This is a genomic window from Pseudonocardia sp. ICBG1293, from assembly GCF_020131355.1.
Lineage (GTDB): Bacteria > Actinomycetota > Actinomycetes > Mycobacteriales > Pseudonocardiaceae > Pseudonocardia.
The window spans coordinates 170,139-185,979 of sequence record NZ_JAHLEL010000007.1 but is presented as its reverse complement, the minus strand read 5'-3'; the positions used below and the strand labels follow the sequence as shown (position 1 = coordinate 185,979).

General features: G+C 75.2%; 12 protein-coding genes. 6 read left to right on the top strand and 6 right to left on the bottom strand.

Annotated elements, in window-relative coordinates; translation table 11 throughout:
- Positions 1–62: 62 nt before the first annotated feature.
- The 4 genes from KPF47_RS04285 to KPF47_RS04270 form a co-directional block, all read right to left on the bottom strand.
- Positions 63–632, bottom strand: coding sequence for an ATP/GTP-binding protein (locus tag KPF47_RS04285; RefSeq protein ID WP_224387299.1), 570 nt, complete (start codon positions 630–632; stop codon positions 63–65).
- Positions 633–660: 28 nt separating this feature from the next.
- Positions 661–1,365: a DUF742 domain-containing protein gene (locus KPF47_RS04280; RefSeq protein WP_224387106.1), complete on the bottom strand. Its 705-nt coding sequence runs from the start codon at positions 1,363–1,365 to the stop codon at positions 661–663.
- A gap of 76 nt (positions 1,366–1,441) precedes the next feature.
- A complete protein-coding gene (locus tag KPF47_RS04275) occupies positions 1,442–1,870 on the bottom strand; it encodes a roadblock/LC7 domain-containing protein (RefSeq protein ID WP_020623626.1) in 429 nt (142 codons plus the stop codon).
- Complete coding sequence (locus KPF47_RS04270) at positions 1,867–5,886, bottom strand: nitrate- and nitrite sensing domain-containing protein (RefSeq protein ID WP_224387104.1); 4,020 nt, start codon at positions 5,884–5,886, stop codon at positions 1,867–1,869. Before KPF47_RS04270 ends, KPF47_RS04275 begins: the two co-directional genes overlap by 4 nt.
- A 363-nt stretch (positions 5,887–6,249) precedes the next feature.
- Between KPF47_RS04270 and KPF47_RS04265 the strand changes: the two genes are divergently transcribed.
- Complete coding sequence (locus KPF47_RS04265) at positions 6,250–7,911, top strand: DNA repair helicase XPB (protein WP_224387101.1); 1,662 nt, start codon at positions 6,250–6,252, stop codon at positions 7,909–7,911.
- A 175-nt stretch (positions 7,912–8,086) separates the two neighbouring features.
- Positions 8,087–8,587, top strand: a complete 501-nt coding sequence (locus KPF47_RS39870; protein ID WP_308015310.1) for a PspC domain-containing protein — start codon at positions 8,087–8,089, stop codon at positions 8,585–8,587.
- Here KPF47_RS39870 and KPF47_RS04255 read toward each other — a convergent pair.
- Entirely contained in the window at positions 8,551–9,267 is a 717-nt protein-coding gene (locus tag KPF47_RS04255) for a TIGR03086 family metal-binding protein (RefSeq protein ID WP_224387099.1), read from the bottom strand. The genes KPF47_RS39870 and KPF47_RS04255 overlap by 37 nt on opposite strands.
- A gap of 62 nt (positions 9,268–9,329) precedes the next feature.
- Between KPF47_RS04255 and KPF47_RS04250 the strand changes: the two genes are divergently transcribed.
- Positions 9,330–10,295, top strand: a complete 966-nt coding sequence (locus KPF47_RS04250) for a YafY family protein (RefSeq protein ID WP_224387097.1) — start codon at positions 9,330–9,332, stop codon at positions 10,293–10,295.
- Positions 10,296–10,388: 93 nt separating this feature from the next.
- Here the strand turns inward: KPF47_RS04250 and groL are convergent, their stop codons facing one another.
- Positions 10,389–12,017 carry a chaperonin GroEL gene (groL, locus tag KPF47_RS04245; protein WP_224387095.1) on the bottom strand — a complete coding sequence of 543 codons (1,629 nt, stop codon included), beginning with the start codon at positions 12,015–12,017 and terminating at the stop codon, positions 10,389–10,391.
- Positions 12,018–12,234: 217 nt separating this feature from the next.
- Between groL and glp the strand changes: the two genes are divergently transcribed.
- The 3 genes from glp (at position 12,235) to pssA (ending at position 15,836) form a co-directional block, all read left to right on the top strand.
- A complete protein-coding gene (glp, locus tag KPF47_RS04240; protein ID WP_224387093.1) occupies positions 12,235–13,476 on the top strand; it encodes a gephyrin-like molybdotransferase Glp in 1,242 nt (413 codons plus the stop codon).
- Between the two features lie 631 nt (positions 13,477–14,107).
- A complete protein-coding gene (locus KPF47_RS04235) occupies positions 14,108–14,818 on the top strand; it encodes a phosphatidylserine decarboxylase (RefSeq protein ID WP_224387091.1) in 711 nt (236 codons plus the stop codon).
- 10 nt (positions 14,819–14,828) lie between these two features.
- Positions 14,829–15,836 carry a CDP-diacylglycerol--serine O-phosphatidyltransferase gene (gene pssA, locus KPF47_RS04230; RefSeq protein ID WP_224387089.1) on the top strand — a complete coding sequence of 336 codons (1,008 nt, stop codon included), beginning with the start codon at positions 14,829–14,831 and terminating at the stop codon, positions 15,834–15,836.
- The last annotated feature ends 5 nt before the right edge of the window (positions 15,837–15,841 follow it).

Genomic DNA, 15,841 nt, shown 5'->3' with positions numbered 1-15,841 from the left:
CCCGCGGGCGCACGACCTCGGCGGCGCCGGCACTCCTCGTGCCGGCGCCGCCGGGTCCGGGGTCAGCGGGCGCCGGCCGCCATCCGCTGGTGCATCGCGTGCTGCACCAGCGCGATCAGGGTCTCCTTCGTCGACTGGCGGTGCCGGGCGTCGCAGACGACCATCGGGACGGCCGGGTCGATCGACATCGCCTCACGGACGTCGTCGAGGGTGTGCTGCAGCTGCCCGTCGAAGGCGTTGACGCCCACCACGTAGGGCAGTCCACGGTCCTCGAAGAAGTCGATCGCGGCGAACGAGTCGGCGAGGCGCCGGGTGTCGACGAGGACGACGGCACCGATCGCGCCGCGGACCAGGTCGTCCCACATGAACCAGAACCGTTGCTGGCCGGGCGTGCCGAACAGGTAGAGCACCAGGTCGGAGTCCAGCGAGACGCGGCCGAAGTCCATCGCGACCGTCGTGGACCGCTTGTTGGGGGTGGCGGAGAGGTCGTCGTGCGACGCACTCGCCTCGGTCATCACCGCCTCCGTGGTCAGCGGCATGATCTCCGAGACCGATCCGACGAAGGTGGTCTTCCCGACGCCGAACCCGCCGGCCACCACGATCTTGGCCGACATCGTCGCGGCACGGGCCATCCCGGCCGCGGGCTGGGGCGGCTGTGGCCTAGAGCCGACGGAGTCCACTCAACACCCTTTCCATCAGCGCGAGGTCCGGCGCGTTGCCGGGGGTGCTCGCGGTCTGGTGAACGGTCACCGTGCCGTTCGAGGCCATGTCCCCGAGCAGCACCCGGGCGACGCCCAGGGGGAGCGACAGCAACGCCGCGACCTCGGCCACCGAGCGGGTCTGCTCGAGCAGCAGGTCGGCGACGGAGCGGTGCTCCATCGGCAGCCGTTCCAGCTGGCTGCGGGCCCGGTTGCTGACCGAGACCAGGGTCTCGACGGCCAGCTCGTAGCCCGACTTGGTCCGTCCCCGCGTCCAGGCGTAGGGCCGGACGAAGGAGGCGCCACCCGCGGACGGGGGCACCGGCGGCGGCGCTGCCACTGGGTCGTGCGCGGGGCTCGGCCCCGAGTTCTGTGCCGGGTACGGCGTCGGCCGGTCCGGCCGCTCACCGGTGCGCCGGGCCTCCAGCTCGTCCGGGGTGGGCGGCAGCCCGTAGGCCGCCGACCCGCCGATGGGGCCGGTCACCTCGGCCGGTCCCGGCGGTGGGACCCGGGCCCCGGTGCCGGCGTCCTCCGGCTCGACGTCGTCCTCCGGACGGTCGCGCCCCCATCGGCGCTTCCTCGGCTTGCGCTTGGAGTCCAGGCTGAACCCGTTCATGACGTCGGCGAACGTCGGCTCGGGGCCGTGTCCACCCGGGTCCTGGGTCATCGGATCTCACCCGCTCTGGTCGATCCTGGGATGGGGTGCATGACGGTAACGCGTCCTGGGGTCCGGGGTCGTGGGCTCAGGGCCCGAACGAGCCCTGCAGCTCCGCGCGCAGCTCCGGGGTGAGCAGCTGGCCGACCCGGTCGACCAGCAACGTCATCTCGTAGCCGACGAGGCCGATGTCGCAGCTCGGCGAGGCCAGCACGGCCAGGCAGGAGCCGTCGCTGATCGACATCAGCAGCACGATCCCGCGGTCCATCTCGACGACGGTCTGCACGACGCCACCGGCGTCGAAGCAGCGCGCGGCGCCCTGGGTCAGGCTGACCAGACCGGATGCGACGGCGGCGAGCTGGTCGGCCCGGTCGCGCGGCAGCCGGTCGGACGCGGTCAGCAGCAGCCCGTCGGTCGACACCACGATGGCGTGCGCGACACCCGGGACGCGCTCCGCGAAGTTGGTGACCAGCCAGCCGAAACGGCTCTGGCTGGGCTGTGCCTGCGGTGCCCTCACTGGTTCTCCTCGGGGTCGGACGAGTTCGGTCGGTCCGCGGCGGGCTCGGGGGTGCCGGTCGCGGTGGTGTCCTGCGGGGCACGGATGCCCTGCCGGTCGTGCTGGTCGTGCGGGTCGTGCCGGTCGGGGTCGCCGTCGACCGTCCCGGTCGTGCCGGCCAGTGCGTTGCGCCGGACCCCGGAGGCACTCTCCCGGCCCTGGCGCACGCCCTGCTGGTAGCTGGCGAGACGGCCACGGACGCTCTCGGCGTCCCTCGGCTCCGCCGGAGCGGGGCTGAGCACGGTCGATCCTGCCGCACTGCCCGGGAGCAGTCGCGCCCGCGGGCGTCGTTTGGGCAGTCCGGCCGTCGTCAGGTCGTCACCGGCTGTCTCCGACTCGTCGCCGTCGGTGGCCTCGCGGGCCTGCCGCCAGACGTCGTCGGCGGGAGAGGCGAAGCCGGACGGGGGCGGCGTGGCGTCGCCCCCGGCGGAGACCGTGGTCGGGTCGACGTCGTCCGGGGCGCCACCGTTCGGGGCGCCGCCGTTCGGGGTGGAACCGTCCTGCCAGCGGACCGGCACCGAACGGTTCGACCGGAACCAGGCCGAGGCGATGTCGTCGAAGATCGGGGTGGTCTGACCCATGTCGAACCCGGCCTGGGACCGGGGTGACTCGACCGCCCCGGGGCGCCGGAGCCGGCCCCGGTCACCCTCGACGGGCACCTTCGGTGCGAACAGCTCGTCCTGCGAGGAGCCCGCGGCACCCGCCGCGAGACGTGCCGGACCCGCGGCCCGGCCGCCCTCGCGCTTCGGCAGCGGCGCAGGCGTGCCCGGCGACGGCTGCCGGCCCGGACGCTCCTGCGGGTCACCCTGCTGCGGGTCCGGGCGCGGGGGCGTGCCCGGGAACTGCTGGGCCCGCTGGGGCGTGGGCTGCTGCGGGCCGCGGGCCGGTGCCGGAGGCGGTCCCTGACGTCCGGGGCCGCGGGTCGGCAGGTCCGGCCCGGCGCCGCGGGCCGGCATGACCGGGCGTCGCGACGGGGTGGGCCGGGACCCGTTGGTGCGGGCCGGGAGCGGCCCGCCCATGGGCGCGCGGCCGGAGGGCCGGATCGTGGGCAGCGCGGCGGTCTCGGGGTCGGCGACCGCGTCGTCGCCGTCGTCCGGGGCGTCCCCGCCGTCGCCGGCGGATCCGGTGCTCCCGGTGTCGGACCCGGTGGTGTCCGGGCCGGTGTCCCCGTCCCGACCGGCCCCGACGGCCGCGCCCCCGAGGGCCGCGCCGCCGAGGACCGCGCCGCCGACGGCGGCGGAGCCGATGGCGCCGGTCGTCGTGTCCTCGGGCCCGTCGCCGATCGCGCGGTCCAGCACCACGGTGTCGTCGGAGTCCCGGTCGGCGCGGGCACGGGCCGCGGCGGCCGCCGCGGTGGCACCCGTCAGCCCGAGTGCCGCAGCGGCCGACGGGGCCGGGGCGCCGCCGGACCGGGCCGGGTCACTGTCGTCGGCGCCGTCGCCGCGGTCGGCGGTGCCGGACGTCCCGGTGCTCCCGGGAGACACCGCGCCGTCGTCGCCGGACGGGCCGTCACCTCTGCCGGAGGGGACCGACCCGCCGCCCCGGAAGGCCTCGGCGCCGCGGGCGGTGTCGCCGTCGGCCGGGGTGAAGACGTCGGCCGGTGCGCGGCCGTCGTCAGCCCCGTCCGGCGAGGACGTGAAGGCCGACAGCCCCTGCGGGGCGGACCCGTTCAGGGTCGGCGCCGGCCCGTCGCTTGGCTGCCCGCCGGCGTCGCCGGGGGCTGCGTTCTTCGTCAGCGACGAGCCCGGACGGCGCGTCGGCAGGCCCGACCCCGAACCGTTGCGCGCTCCCGTGGACGAGGGTGCGCCGGTCTCGAACGTCGGGGTCATCGGGCCGTCGGAGCCCGCGACCATCGAGGGCAGCGAGCCACCGCGACCGCTGCCGTTCACCGCGACCGGGGAGTCCGGCCGGGGCTCGTCGGGCGCGCCGCCACCGGTCAGCGCCGGGGCGGGCTGCGGCGGCGCCTGCTGCTCACCGCCCTGGGGCGGCGGGCCGCCCCAGGCGCCCGGGTCGCCGTCACGGCGCTGCTCGGGCAGCTGCGCGGAGGGCACCAGCTGCGGCGGGACGGTCACCGAGGCGCTCAGCCCGCCGGAGCCGCCGCCGACCGCGGCCGAGGCGAGCCGGACGCCGACGCGGTGCCGTGCGGCCAGCCGGCCGACCACGAACAGACCCATCCGCCGGGAGGCCGACACATCGACCTCGGCCGGGCCGGAGAGGCGCTGGTTCGCGTCGACCAGCTCGGAGTCCATCATGCCGACACCACGGTCGGAGATCTCGATCAGCAGCGACTCGTCGGCGGTGCGGGTCGTCGACATGACGACCTGCGAGTCCGGCGGCGAGAAGTTCGTGGCGTTGTCCAGCAGCTCGGCGAGCAGGTGGACGAGGTCGTTCGCGGCCCGGCCGGCGATCGTGGCGTTCGGCGGGGTCTGCACGATGACCCGCTGGTACTGCTCGACCTCCGACACCGCGGCCCGCAGGACGTCGACGACCTGCACCGGCGCGACGTTCCGCTTCGCCAGGTCGGTGCCCGCGAGGACCAGCAGGTTCTCGCTGTTGCGGCGCATACGGGTCGCGAGGTGGTCCAGCTGGAACAGGTTCGACAGCTGGTCCGGGTCCTGCTCGTCGCTCTCCAGCTGTTCGATCAGCTGCAGCTGGCGCTCGACCAGCGCCTGCGAGCGGCGGGACAGGTTGACGAACATCGAGTTGACGTTCTGCTGCAGTGCGGCCTGGTCGGCGGCGAGGCGGATCGCCTGGCCGTGGACGGCGTCGAAGGCGCGCGCCACCTGACCGATCTCGTCGCGGCTGTCCAGCGGGACCGGCTCGACGAGCGCGTTCGGGGCCTGCCCGGACCGCATGCCCTGCACCGCCGCGGGCAGCTTCTGTTCCGCGACCTCGAGCGCCGAGCTGCGCAGCAGGCGCAGCGAACGGACCATCTGGCGGCCCAGCAGCAGGATGACGCCCGCGGTCAGCAGGATCGTGAGCATCAGCAGCACGGAGTTGAGGCCCGCGGTGTTGCCCGCCTGCTCCGCGGCCGCGGCCCGGCCGTCGACGAACGCCTGCTCCGCGGCGGCCGTGGACTGGTCGACCGCGCCGACGGACCGGTCGACCGCGGCGTCCCACGCGTTCGGGTCGACCGGCGGGGCGACCCCCGGCGGGACCGACAGCGCCTGGTCGCGCAGTGCGTTGCGCTCGGCGTTCGCCTGGCCGGCGCCGATGTTGCCGAAGGACTCGGCCTGCTCGGGGGTCAGCGAGGACTGGAAGTCGCCCGCCGCGGCCTGGAACGAGGCCTCGGCCCCGGTCGCCTGCGCGCGCTGCTGCTCCTCCAGCGTCCCGGCGGCGAGCGCGCCGCCGATGACGGTGCGCTGGAGCTGCAGGGCCTCGCGGGCGCTCGACCCGGCGGCGATCGCGGTGGTCAGTCCCGCGGTGTCCGCGGTCTGCAGCCGCCCGACCAGCGCCCGGTCGAGCCCCAGGGTGCGCTGGACGACCGCGGTGTAGCGGCCGGTGAGGTCGGCGGCCGGGGTCGGGCCCTCGGCGACCTGCGACCGGATGACCGGCAGCTGGCCGAACGTGGTGTCCGCCTGCCGGCGGGCCGTGGCCAGGTCGGGGGCCTGCTGCTCGGCGGTGTCGAGCCCCGCCGTGGTCGCCTGCAGCGCCTGGTCGGTCGTGGCCTGCGCCCGGTCGACGGCGGCCCGGTCACCGAGCCGGTTGCCCGCCACGAAGCGGACCGCGGCGTCGCGCTCGTCCTGCAGGGCGCCGGTCAGCGTCTCGATCTGGCGGTGCACGTCGACCAGGCCGCTCCCGCGGCCGAGCTCCTCGGCCACGTTCGCCTGGTCGACGACGCGGACGGCGCCGATGGACAGCGCGAGGACGGTGGGCACCAGGCCGACGACCGCCAGCTTGGCGACCAGGCTCCAGTTCCGCGGGTCGAGACGCTCCGACCACGTGCTCGGGCGTTCCGTGCTGGTCACGGTGGTCACGGCGAGATCTCCCTGTCGGTCTCCGGTCCGGGGACGGGCGGCGCGGCGGGCACGAGGTCGGGGAGCATCAGCTGGTCCGGTGCGCCTTTCGGGGTCACGACGGGAACCGCTCGGCCACATCACGACCGACACGGGGCGGCGGTTGCCGCGTCCCGGGGGAGTCGGGCGGATATGATCGTGTCGGGTCCCGTCTGTGCGTGACGGACGGCTGCCGAGTCTAGCCCCCGGAACCCTCGTCTCCCGAGTGGCGTAGGGCCGGTTGCCCCACGGTCACGTGACGTGACACACGCCGACCGCTCGTCTCCGCTCGGCGTCCGGCGGACCCGTACCGCTCCGTTCTCCGGCCTCGAGAGGATTCGTTCCGTGACCGACGGCCCCTTGATCGTCCAATCCGACAAGACGCTGCTGCTCGAGATCGACCACCCCGACTCCGCGGCGGCCCGCGCGTCCATCGCGCCCTTCGCCGAGCTGGAGCGGGCTCCCGAGCACGTCCACACCTACCGGGTCACCCCGCTGGCCCTGTGGAACGCGCGCGCGGCCGGGCACGACGCCGAGCAGGTCGTCGACGCGCTGGTGCGCTGGGCCCGCTACCCGGTCCCGCAGCCGCTCCTGGTCGACGTCGTCGACACCATGGGGCGCTACGGGCGGCTGCAGCTGTCCCAGCACCCCGCGCACGGGCTCGTGCTGACCGCGCTGGACCGCGCGGTGCTGGAGGAGATCCTCCGGCAGAAGAAGATCAGCCCGATGCTCGGCGCCCGGATCGACGACGACACCGTGATCGTACACCCGTCCGAGCGGGGTCATCTCAAGCAGGCGCTGCTCAAGGTCGGCTGGCCGGCCGAGGACCTCGCCGGCTACGTCGACGGCGAGGCCCACCCGATCGCCCTGGACCAGGACGGCTGGTCGCTGCGCGACTACCAGCAACAGGCCGTCGACGGGTTCTGGGAGGGCGGCTCGGGCGTGGTGGTGCTGCCCTGTGGCGCGGGCAAGACGCTGGTCGGTGCCGCCGCGATGGCCAAGGCCGGCGCGACGACGCTGATCCTGGTCACCAACACCGTCTCCGGGCGGCAGTGGAAGCGCGAGCTCATCGCACGGACGTCGCTGACCGAGGAGGAGATCGGCGAGTACTCCGGCGAGAAGAAGGAGATCCGCCCGGTCACCATCGCCACCTACCAGGTCGTCACCCGCAAGACCAAGGGCGAGTACAAGCACCTGGAGCTGTTCGACTCCCGTGACTGGGGCCTGGTCGTCTACGACGAGGTGCACCTGCTTCCCGCCCCGGTCTTCCGGATGACGGCGGACCTGCAGTCCCGCCGCAGGCTCGGCCTCACCGCGACCCTGGTCCGCGAGGACGGCCGCGAGGGCGACGTGTTCTCCCTGATCGGCCCGAAGCGCTACGACGCCCCGTGGCGCGACATCGAGGCCCAGGGCTGGATCGCGCCCGCCGAGTGCATCGAGGTGCGGGTGACGCTCACCGACGCCGAGCGCATGTCGTACGCGACGGCGGACTCCGAGGAGCGCTACCGGACGGCGTCGACGGCGAACACCAAGCTGAACGTCGTCCAGGCGATCCTGGACCGGCACAAGGGCGAGCAGACGCTCGTCATCGGCGCCTACCTGGAGCAGCTCGACGCCCTGGGGGAGAAGCTCGGCGCCCCGGTGATCCAGGGCTCCACCCGCAACAAGGAGCGGGAGAAGCTCTTCGACGCCTTCCGCAACGGCGAGATCGACACGCTGGTGGTGTCCAAGGTCGCGAACTTCTCGATCGACCTGCCGGAGGCGACGATCGCGGTGCAGGTCAGCGGCACGTTCGGGTCCCGGCAGGAGGAGGCCCAGCGGCTGGGGCGCCTGCTCCGCCCGAAGAACGACGGGCGGCAGGCGCACTTCTACTCGGTGGTGTCGCGGGACACCGTGGACACCGACTACGCCGCGCACCGGCAGCGGTTCCTCGCCGAACAGGGGTACGCCTACCGGATCGTCGACGCCGACGACCTCCTCGGCCCGGCGCTGCCCGACGCGGGCTGAGACCCCCGGGCCGCGCGGTCCGGCCGGTACCCCGCCCGGGTGCCCTCCCCCGGCGGACGGCCGCGGACCTGGGGCCCGGGGTGCCCGCGCCCCTGAGGCGCGCCCCGGTCGGTTCCGGGTCGGCCTCCGGGCTCGTCCCGAGGGAGAGCGGCCCGCGGGGCGACAGCCTGGAGGCATGCAGAACACAGCGAGCACCACCGGGACCGACGCCCCCGAGACGGCCACCGGGACCGCCACGACCGCCACGACCGCCACGACCGACCCCGGCCCGGTCACCGACCGGGTCCCCGCCGTCGACGCGGCGACCGGCCCCGACCCGCTCGGCCCGCCCGCATCCGGTCCCGGAGCCGCGGGGACCACCCCGGACGGGGCCGGTCCCGCCGAGGACGGCCCTGCCGCCGGCACCCCGTACGGCGCGGTCCCGCCGGGTGCTGCCCCGCACGGCGGCGCCGGGTCCGGGCCGCGCGCGGCGGGGATCGGCGACCGCGTCGCCGCGTTCCGGCTGCGCCGCAGCGGCACCGACCGGATGCTCGGCGGGGTCTGCGGCGGACTCGCCGCCGACCTGGGCGTCGACGCCGCGCTGCTGCGCATCGCGGTCCTGGCCCTCACCCTGCTGACCGGTGGCGCGGCGGCGCTGGTCTACCTCGCCGCCTGGCTGATCGCGCCGGTCGCCTGAGCCCGGTGGCGGGGTGCCGGCGTCGCGGTGCACGAGGGGGAGCCGCGACGCCGCGGCGGCCCACCCACCCACCCGGCCGACTCCCGGCCCGACCAGTTCGCCAGCCGTTCGGTCGGGCCGGCCTGCGGTCGGGGCTCCACGACCGGGCCGAACGGGACCGGCCCGCCCCGGCGGTCGGCGGGCAGGAAGCTCTGCGCCGTCCGCAGCGCCGCCGTCGCCGGCTCCGGGTCGCCCTCGGGGTCCTGCCCGGTCGCGACGGCCAGGTCCCAGCCGTGCACGAGCGTCTCGTTGACGTAGACCGCGAGCGCGACGCGGGCGGGGACCTCACCGAAGGGCAGCCGGTGGACCCGGTCCAGGAGCGCGTCGCCCGCGGGACCGGACCAGGCGGCGCGCAGCGCGGACGCCTCGCGGACGTACGCGGCGGCCGGGTCGTCGAGGACGTCCTCGCTGACCAGCGGCGCGGCCATCGGGTCGGTGCCCGCGGCCATCGCGGCCGGCCGGCGCAGCGTGGTGACCAGGTGCGCCATCAGGGTGCGCACGTCGAACCCGTCGCAGGGCGTGGGGTCGGCCGGCCGGTCGGCGGGCACGGCCCGGACCAGCCCGCTCACCCGGTCGAGGGCGGCGAACCAGGCGGGGCGGGGGTCGGCGGCGGGCGGGGACTGCGTGGTGTGCGTCGTCATGGCGCCACCCTGACCGCGAAACACGACACCTTCTGTCAGGCTTTCCTGGCATTCTCACGACCGTGCGCGCGGACCGCCTGCTCTCCCTGATGCTGCTGCTGCGCCACCGCGGCCTGACCACCGCCGCGGTCCTCGCCCGCGAGCTGGAGGTCTCCGAGCGCACCGTGCTGCGCGACGTCGAGGCGCTGTCGGCCGCGGGCGTCCCCGTCTACGCCGAGCGCGGCCGGCACGGCGGGTTCGCGCTGCTGCCCGGCTTCACCACCGACCTGACCGGCCTGACCCCGGGCGAGGCGGTCGCCCTGCTCGGCTCCGGTACGGCGTCGACGCCCGGCGCGCTCGGCCTCGGCCCGGAGTTCGCCTCGGCGATGCGCAAGATCGTCGCGGCCTTGCCGGAGGCGGCCCGTGACCGCGCCGACGGCGCGGCCGGGCGGGTCCTGGTCCGGCACGGCGGCATGCTCCGCGATCCCGTCGACGGCTCCGTCCCCGGCGTGCTCACCGCGGCCCAGCGTGCGGTGTTCGGCGGGGTACGGCTGCGGCTGCGCTACCGGGCGGGTACCCGCCCGGGGGCCGGGCCCGGGACGGTCACCGACCGGGTCGTGGACCCGGTGGGCCTGGTCCAGGCCTCCGGCCACTGGTACCTGCTCGCGCTGCGCGACGGTGCGGACCGCACGTACCGGATCTCCCGGGTGGAGGCGGCCGAGCCGCTGGCGGAGCCCGCGCAGCGGCCCGACGGCGTCGACCTGGAGGAGCTGTGGCTGCGCAGGCGGGCGGACTTCCGCGCGCGGCTGCCCGGGATCCGGGTCCGGCTGAGGCTGCCCGCCGAACGGCGGGAGGTGCTCGGCGCGGTCAGCACCGTCGAGGTCCGCGAGGAGGACGGGGAGCTGGAGGTCGTCGCGGCGTTCGGGGACCCGGCGCACGCCGCGCACGTCCTGTGGCCGCTGCTGCCCGGGGTGCGGGTGCTGGAGCCGCCGGAGCTGCGGACGGCGCTGCGGGAGCGTGCCCGCGCCGTCGTCGACGAGCTGGGCTGAGCCACCCCGGGCCACCCCGGACGCGCCGCGGGGGCGGCACCGGCGAACCGGTACCGCCCCCGCGGACGATGCTGCTGCGTGAGCAGGCGTGGATCAGAAGTCCATGCCGCCCATGCCGCCGGTCGGGTCGGCGGGGGCGCCGCCGCCCTTCTCCGGCTTGTCGGCGATGACCGCCTCGGTGGTGAGGAACAGGGCCGCGATCGAGGCCGCGTTCTGCAGCGCCGAGCGGGTCACCTTGGCCGGGTCGATGATCCCGGCCTTGACGAGGTCCTTGTACTCACCGGTGGCGGCGTCGAGGCCCTCACCGGTGGGCAGGTTGCGGACCTTCTCCGCGACGACGCCACCCTCGAGACCGGCGTTGACCGCGATCTGCTTGAGCGGGGCCTCCAGCGCGACCTTCACGATGTTCGCGCCGGTGGCCTCGTCGCCGTCCAGGCCGAGACCCTCGAACAGGCCGGCACCGGCCTGGATGAGCGCCACGCCGCCGCCGGCGACGATGCCCTCCTCGACGGCCGCCTTCGCGTTGCGGACGGCGTCCTCGATGCGGTGCTTGCGCTCCTTGAGCTCGACCTCGGTGGCCGCGCCGGCCTTGATGACGGCGACGCCGCCGGCCAGCTTGGCGAGGCGCTCCTGGAGCTTCTCGCGGTCGTAGTCGGAGTCGGTGCGGTCGATCTCGGCACGGATCTGGTTGACCCGGCCGGCGATCTGGTCGGCGTCACCGGCGCCGTCGACGATGGTGGTCTCGTCCTTGGTCACGACGACCTTGCGGGCGGTGCCCAGCAGGGACAGGTCGGCGGTGTCGAGCTTGAGGCCGACCTTCTCCGAGATGACCTCGCCACCGGTCAGGATGGCCATGTCGGCCAGCATCGCCTCGCGGCGGTCACCGAAGCCCGGGGCCTTGGCGGCGACGGACTTGAAGGTGCCGCGGATCTTGTTGACGACCAGGGTGGCCAGGGCCTCGCCCTCGACGTCCTCGGCGATGATCGCCAGCGGCTTGCCCGACTGCATGACCTTCTCCAGCAGCGGGAGCAGGTCCTTGACGGTCGAGATCTTGGAGGAGACCAGGAGGACGTAGGGGTCCTCGAGCTCGACCTCCATGCGCTCGGCGTCGGTCACGAAGTAGGGCGAGATGTAGCCCTTGTCGAAGCGCATGCCCTCGGTGAGCTCGAGCTCGAGCCCGAAGGTCTGCGACTCCTCGACCGTGATGACGCCTTCCTTGCCGACCTTGTCCATCGCCTCGGCGATGAGCTCACCGATCTGCGGGTCGGCGGCCGAGATGGAGGCCGTGGCAGCGATCTGCTCCTTGGTCTCGATCTCCTTGGCGGACTTCAGCAGCGCCTGGGAGACGGCCTCGGTGGCCTTCTCGATCCCGCGCTTGAGCGACATCGGGTTCGCGCCGGCGGCCACGTTGCGCAGGCCCTCACGGACCAGTGCCTGGGCCAGCACGGTGGCGGTGGTGGTGCCGTCACCGGCGATGTCGTCGGTCTTCTTGGCGACCTCCTTCACCAGCTCGGCGCCGATCTTCTCCCAGGAGTCCTCGAGCTCGATCTCCTTGGCGATCGACACACCATCGTTGGTGATGGTCGGCGCGCCCCACTTCTTCTCGAGCACGACGTTGCGGCCCTTGGGGCCCAGCGTCACCTTGACGGCGTCGGCGAGGGTGTTCATGCCCCGCTCGAGGCCCCGACGGGCCTCCTCGTCGAACGCGATCTGCTTCGCCATGGGGGTGTTGCCCTCCGATAGAGGTGAGTCGAGTGATCGGATGCGGTGCCCGCGACGGACGCCCGGCAACCCTGCGCCGGACTCACCGACCCGACCTTGGCACTCCACGGACACGAGTGCCAGTGGATGCTGAGCCCGTTTCTAGCACTCGCCCGTGCCGAGTGCAAGCGGGCCCGCCCGGCTGCGGGCGTCGCGCGGGGGCGGGCAGGATGGGCCCATGAGCACCTGGTCGCAGGCCGGTCCGCGCACCGTCTCCGAGCACGCCGCGGCGGTCGCGGCCCTGCTGCCGCCGACCGGCACGGAGTCGGTCGCGCTGGCCGCCGCGAGCGGCCGGGTGCTCGCCGAGGACCTGACCGCCGGGGTGGCCCTGCCCCCCTTCGACAACTCCGCGATGGACGGCTACGCGGTCCGCGCCGCCGAGCTCGCCGGCGCGTCGGAGGACGCCCCCGCGGAGTTCCCGGTCGCGGCCGACGTCCCGGCCGGGCGCACCGACGTCCCCGTGCTGGCGCCGGGCACGGTCGCCCGGATCATGACCGGGGCCCCGGTACCCGAGGGGGCGGACGCGATCGTGCCGGTCGAGCAGACCGACGGTGGCGTCGAGCGCGTCCGGATCCGCGAGGCCCCCCGGCCCGGGGCGTTCGTCCGCCGCGCCGGTGAGGACGCCGCGTCCGGTGCCGTCGTGCTGCGGGCCGGGACGGTCCTCGCGGCACCCCAGATCGGTCTCGCCGCCGCCGTCGGCCGGGCGGAGCTGCCGGTGCGCCGCCGGCCGCACGTGCTGGTGCTGTCCACCGGGTCGGAGCTCGTCGCGCCGGGTGGCACGCTGGAGCCGGGGCAGATCTACGAGTCCAACGGCACGATGCTCGCCGTCGCGGTCCGGGAGGCCGGCGCGACGGCCGAGCAGCTGTCCTTCGTCCCCGACGACGTCGAGCGCTTCCGTGCCGTGCTCGCGGAGCGGGTCGGCGAGGGTGTGGACCTGGTGCTCACCTCCGGCGGGGTGAGCGCGGGCGCCTACGAGGTCGTCAAGGACGCCATGACCGGTCACGGGGTGGAGTTCGGCAAGGTCGCGATGCAGCCCGGCGGGCCGCAGGGCTGCGGTCGCCTGGAGCTGGGCGGGAGCCGGGTCGCCACGGTGACCCTGCCCGGCAACCCGGTCAGCTCGCAGGTGTCGTTCGAGGTCTTCGTCCGGCCCGCGCTCCGCGCGGCGGCCGGGCACCCCGCGCCGGCGCGGCCGGTGGTGACCGCACGGCTGGCCGGATCGCTGTCCTCACCCGCCGGGCGCCGCCAGTTCCGGCGGGGCCTGCTCGACGCGGCCGCCGGGACCGTGTCGGAGGTCGGCTCCACCGGGTCGCACCTGATCGCGGCACTCGCCCGGGCCGACTGCCTGATCGACCTGCCGGCCGACGCCACCGCCGTGGCCGACGGCGACCCCGTCGCGGTCTGGCTGCTCGACTCGCCGTGATCCGTACCCGGTGACCCGGCGCGCGCCGAGCGGTACGCGGGGGAGCCGAGCGGCGTCGACGGCCGGCCACCGGGCCCCCGCCGGGGCCCGACGACGCTCCGGGGTCGCCGGGGAGGACTGCGTTCTGCAACGGTCCCGCCACTCGCGCGGACGTGTCGCTGCGCCGAAAGTGTGAGGTGTTTCATAGGCAGTCGGGGCAACGATCTCACCGCGCGCGACGTCGTACGGGGTGACCGTTCGGCCGAAAGAGGTAGATCACGGCGGACATCCATCGTGATCTGGACTGCCGGTCGTCGGAGAGGAATACTTTCCAGTGTGAAGGGGTAGACCCTTTACAGCACAAGACCCACCGCCCGTCGCTGGGGAGCGGACGAGCGGTTCCACGGCCGGGGTCGTCGTCTCGGGGGACGACGGCCCCGGCCCTTTTCATGGCCCCGTACCTGGCTCGCGGGATCGCGCTCCGCGAGTGACCGGTGCCGGGCACGAATCCCCGATCCTGCCACCGGCCCGGTCCCGGCACGGGGACCCACGGATCCTCGGCGTGTCCCGGTCGTCCCGCCGGAGGGCCGCCCACGGCCCCCGCGTAGCGTTGGTGATCCCCCACCGGAGCATCAGGAGCCGACGACCCACCATGGCCGAAGGAACCGGCACCTCCCCGACCCACCTCGCACGACTTGTCCGGGACGCGATCCCCCCGATGCACCCGGGCGGACGTCCCATCGTCGCCGGTGTGGCACTCGCCGCGGCGGGGGTGCGCGCCCTCACCGGCCGCGGCACCCTGCCGGGCCTGCTCGCCACCGCGGCCACCGCGCTGTTCTTCCGCGACCCGGTCCGGACCCCGCCGCTGCGCACCGACGCCGTGCTGGCCCCGGCCGACGGCGCGGTCGCCACCGTCACGGTCACGGTCCCGCCCGCCGAGCTCGACCTGCCGCGCGTCCCGCACACCCGGGTCTCGATCTTCCTGACCGTGCTGGACGTCCACGTGCAGTGGGTCCCGGTGCACGGGCGCGTCGCACGGGTGCAGTACTCGCCCGGCACGTTCCTGTCCGCGGACCTGGACAAGGCGAGCGAGGACAACGAGCGCAACGCGATCACGGTGGTCCGCGCCGACGGCGTCGGGGTCGGGGTCGTGCAGATCGCGGGCCTGCTGGCCCGCCGGATCGTCTGCGCGCTGCGCGACGGCGACGAGGTGGCCGCGGGCGAGCGGTTCGGCCTGATCCGGTTCGGGTCGCGGGTGGACACCTACCTCCCGCCCGGGACGACCGCGCTGGTCCGCCCCGGCCAGCGGACCGTGGGCGGGGAGACCGTGCTCGGCCTGGTGGCCGGGCCGGCGGAGCACTGACGTCGTGGGGATGACCCGCCCCGCCGGCGGCTATCCCGCCGGCGTGCGGCTGCTGCCCAACGCGGTCACCGTCCTCAACCTCTGCGCAGGCCTGACCGCGGTCTACTTCGCGCTCCAGTCCCGCTTCGACTTCGCGATCGTGGCCGTGCTCGCGGCCGCCCTGTGCGACGCCCTCGACGGCGGCCTGGCCCGGCTGCTCGACGCCTCCAGTCGGATCGGGGCCGAGCTGGACTCGCTGGCCGACCTGGTCTCCTTCGGGGTCGCCCCGGCCCTGGTCATCTACATCTGGGCGTTCGAGGGCACCCGGGCCGGCTGGATCGTGGCCCTGGTGTTCGCGGTCTGCATGGCGCTGCGCCTGGCCCGCTTCAACACCCTGATCGACGACGACAGCGCCCCGCCGTTCGCCCGCGAGTTCTTCGTCGGGGTCCCGGCACCCGCCGCGGCGCTGACCGCGGGCATCCCGATCTACCTGTGGCTGCACTTCGGCCAGGGCTGGTGGTCGGAGCGCCCGCTCGTCGCGGCGTGGGCGCTCGTCACGGCAGGGCTCATGGTCAGCCGCATCCCGACCCTGTCGCTCAAGACCGTCCGGGTGTCCCCGCGCACCACCCGCTGGCTGCTCGTCGGGGTGGCCGCGGTCGTCGCCGTCCTGATCACCATCCCGTTCCTCGGCATCGCCGTCGCGGGGGTCGCCTACCTCCTGCTCCTGCCGTGGACCGCCTACCGCTACCGCTGGCTCTCGCGGCACCCCGAGGCGTGGGACGTGCCGACCCGCCAGCGCCGGGCGGTGGCCCGGGCGGCCCGCTCCGCCCGCAGGCTGGGCCTGCGCCCGCCGCTGCGCCGCCGGGTCGCCGGCCGCGCCGGTGCGGTCGCACGGGGTGTCCGGCGCCGGCTCGACCCGGAGGGCGAGGCCCGCCGGGACGGTCTGCGCGACCGGGGCGCCGTCCGTGACCCGCGCGGGCCGGGCGTCGCCGCCGCGCCCCGCGGTTCCGGCCGCCGCCTCGGCCTGCGCCGTCGCTGACCCGA

Excerpts from the sequence above, each read along its gene's own strand:
- KPF47_RS04280 (WP_224387106.1), bottom strand. The coding sequence starts at position 1,365 with ATGACCCAGGACCCGGGTGGACACGGCCCCGAGCCGACGTTCGCCGAC.
- KPF47_RS39870 (WP_308015310.1), top strand. The coding sequence starts at position 8,087 with ATGCAGAACACAGCGAGCACCACCGGGACCGACGCCCCCGAGACGGCC.
- KPF47_RS04255 (WP_224387099.1), bottom strand. The coding sequence starts at position 9,267 with ATGACGACGCACACCACGCAGTCCCCGCCCGCCGCCGACCCCCGCCCC.
- KPF47_RS04235 (WP_224387091.1), top strand. The coding sequence starts at position 14,108 with ATGGCCGAAGGAACCGGCACCTCCCCGACCCACCTCGCACGACTTGTC.
- KPF47_RS04285 (WP_224387299.1), bottom strand. The coding sequence starts at position 632 with ATGGCCCGTGCCGCGACGATGTCGGCCAAGATCGTGGTGGCCGGCGGG.
- groL (WP_224387095.1), bottom strand. The coding sequence starts at position 12,017 with ATGGCGAAGCAGATCGCGTTCGACGAGGAGGCCCGTCGGGGCCTCGAG.
- glp (WP_224387093.1), top strand. The coding sequence starts at position 12,235 with ATGAGCACCTGGTCGCAGGCCGGTCCGCGCACCGTCTCCGAGCACGCC.
- pssA (WP_224387089.1), top strand. The coding sequence starts at position 14,829 with ATGACCCGCCCCGCCGGCGGCTATCCCGCCGGCGTGCGGCTGCTGCCC.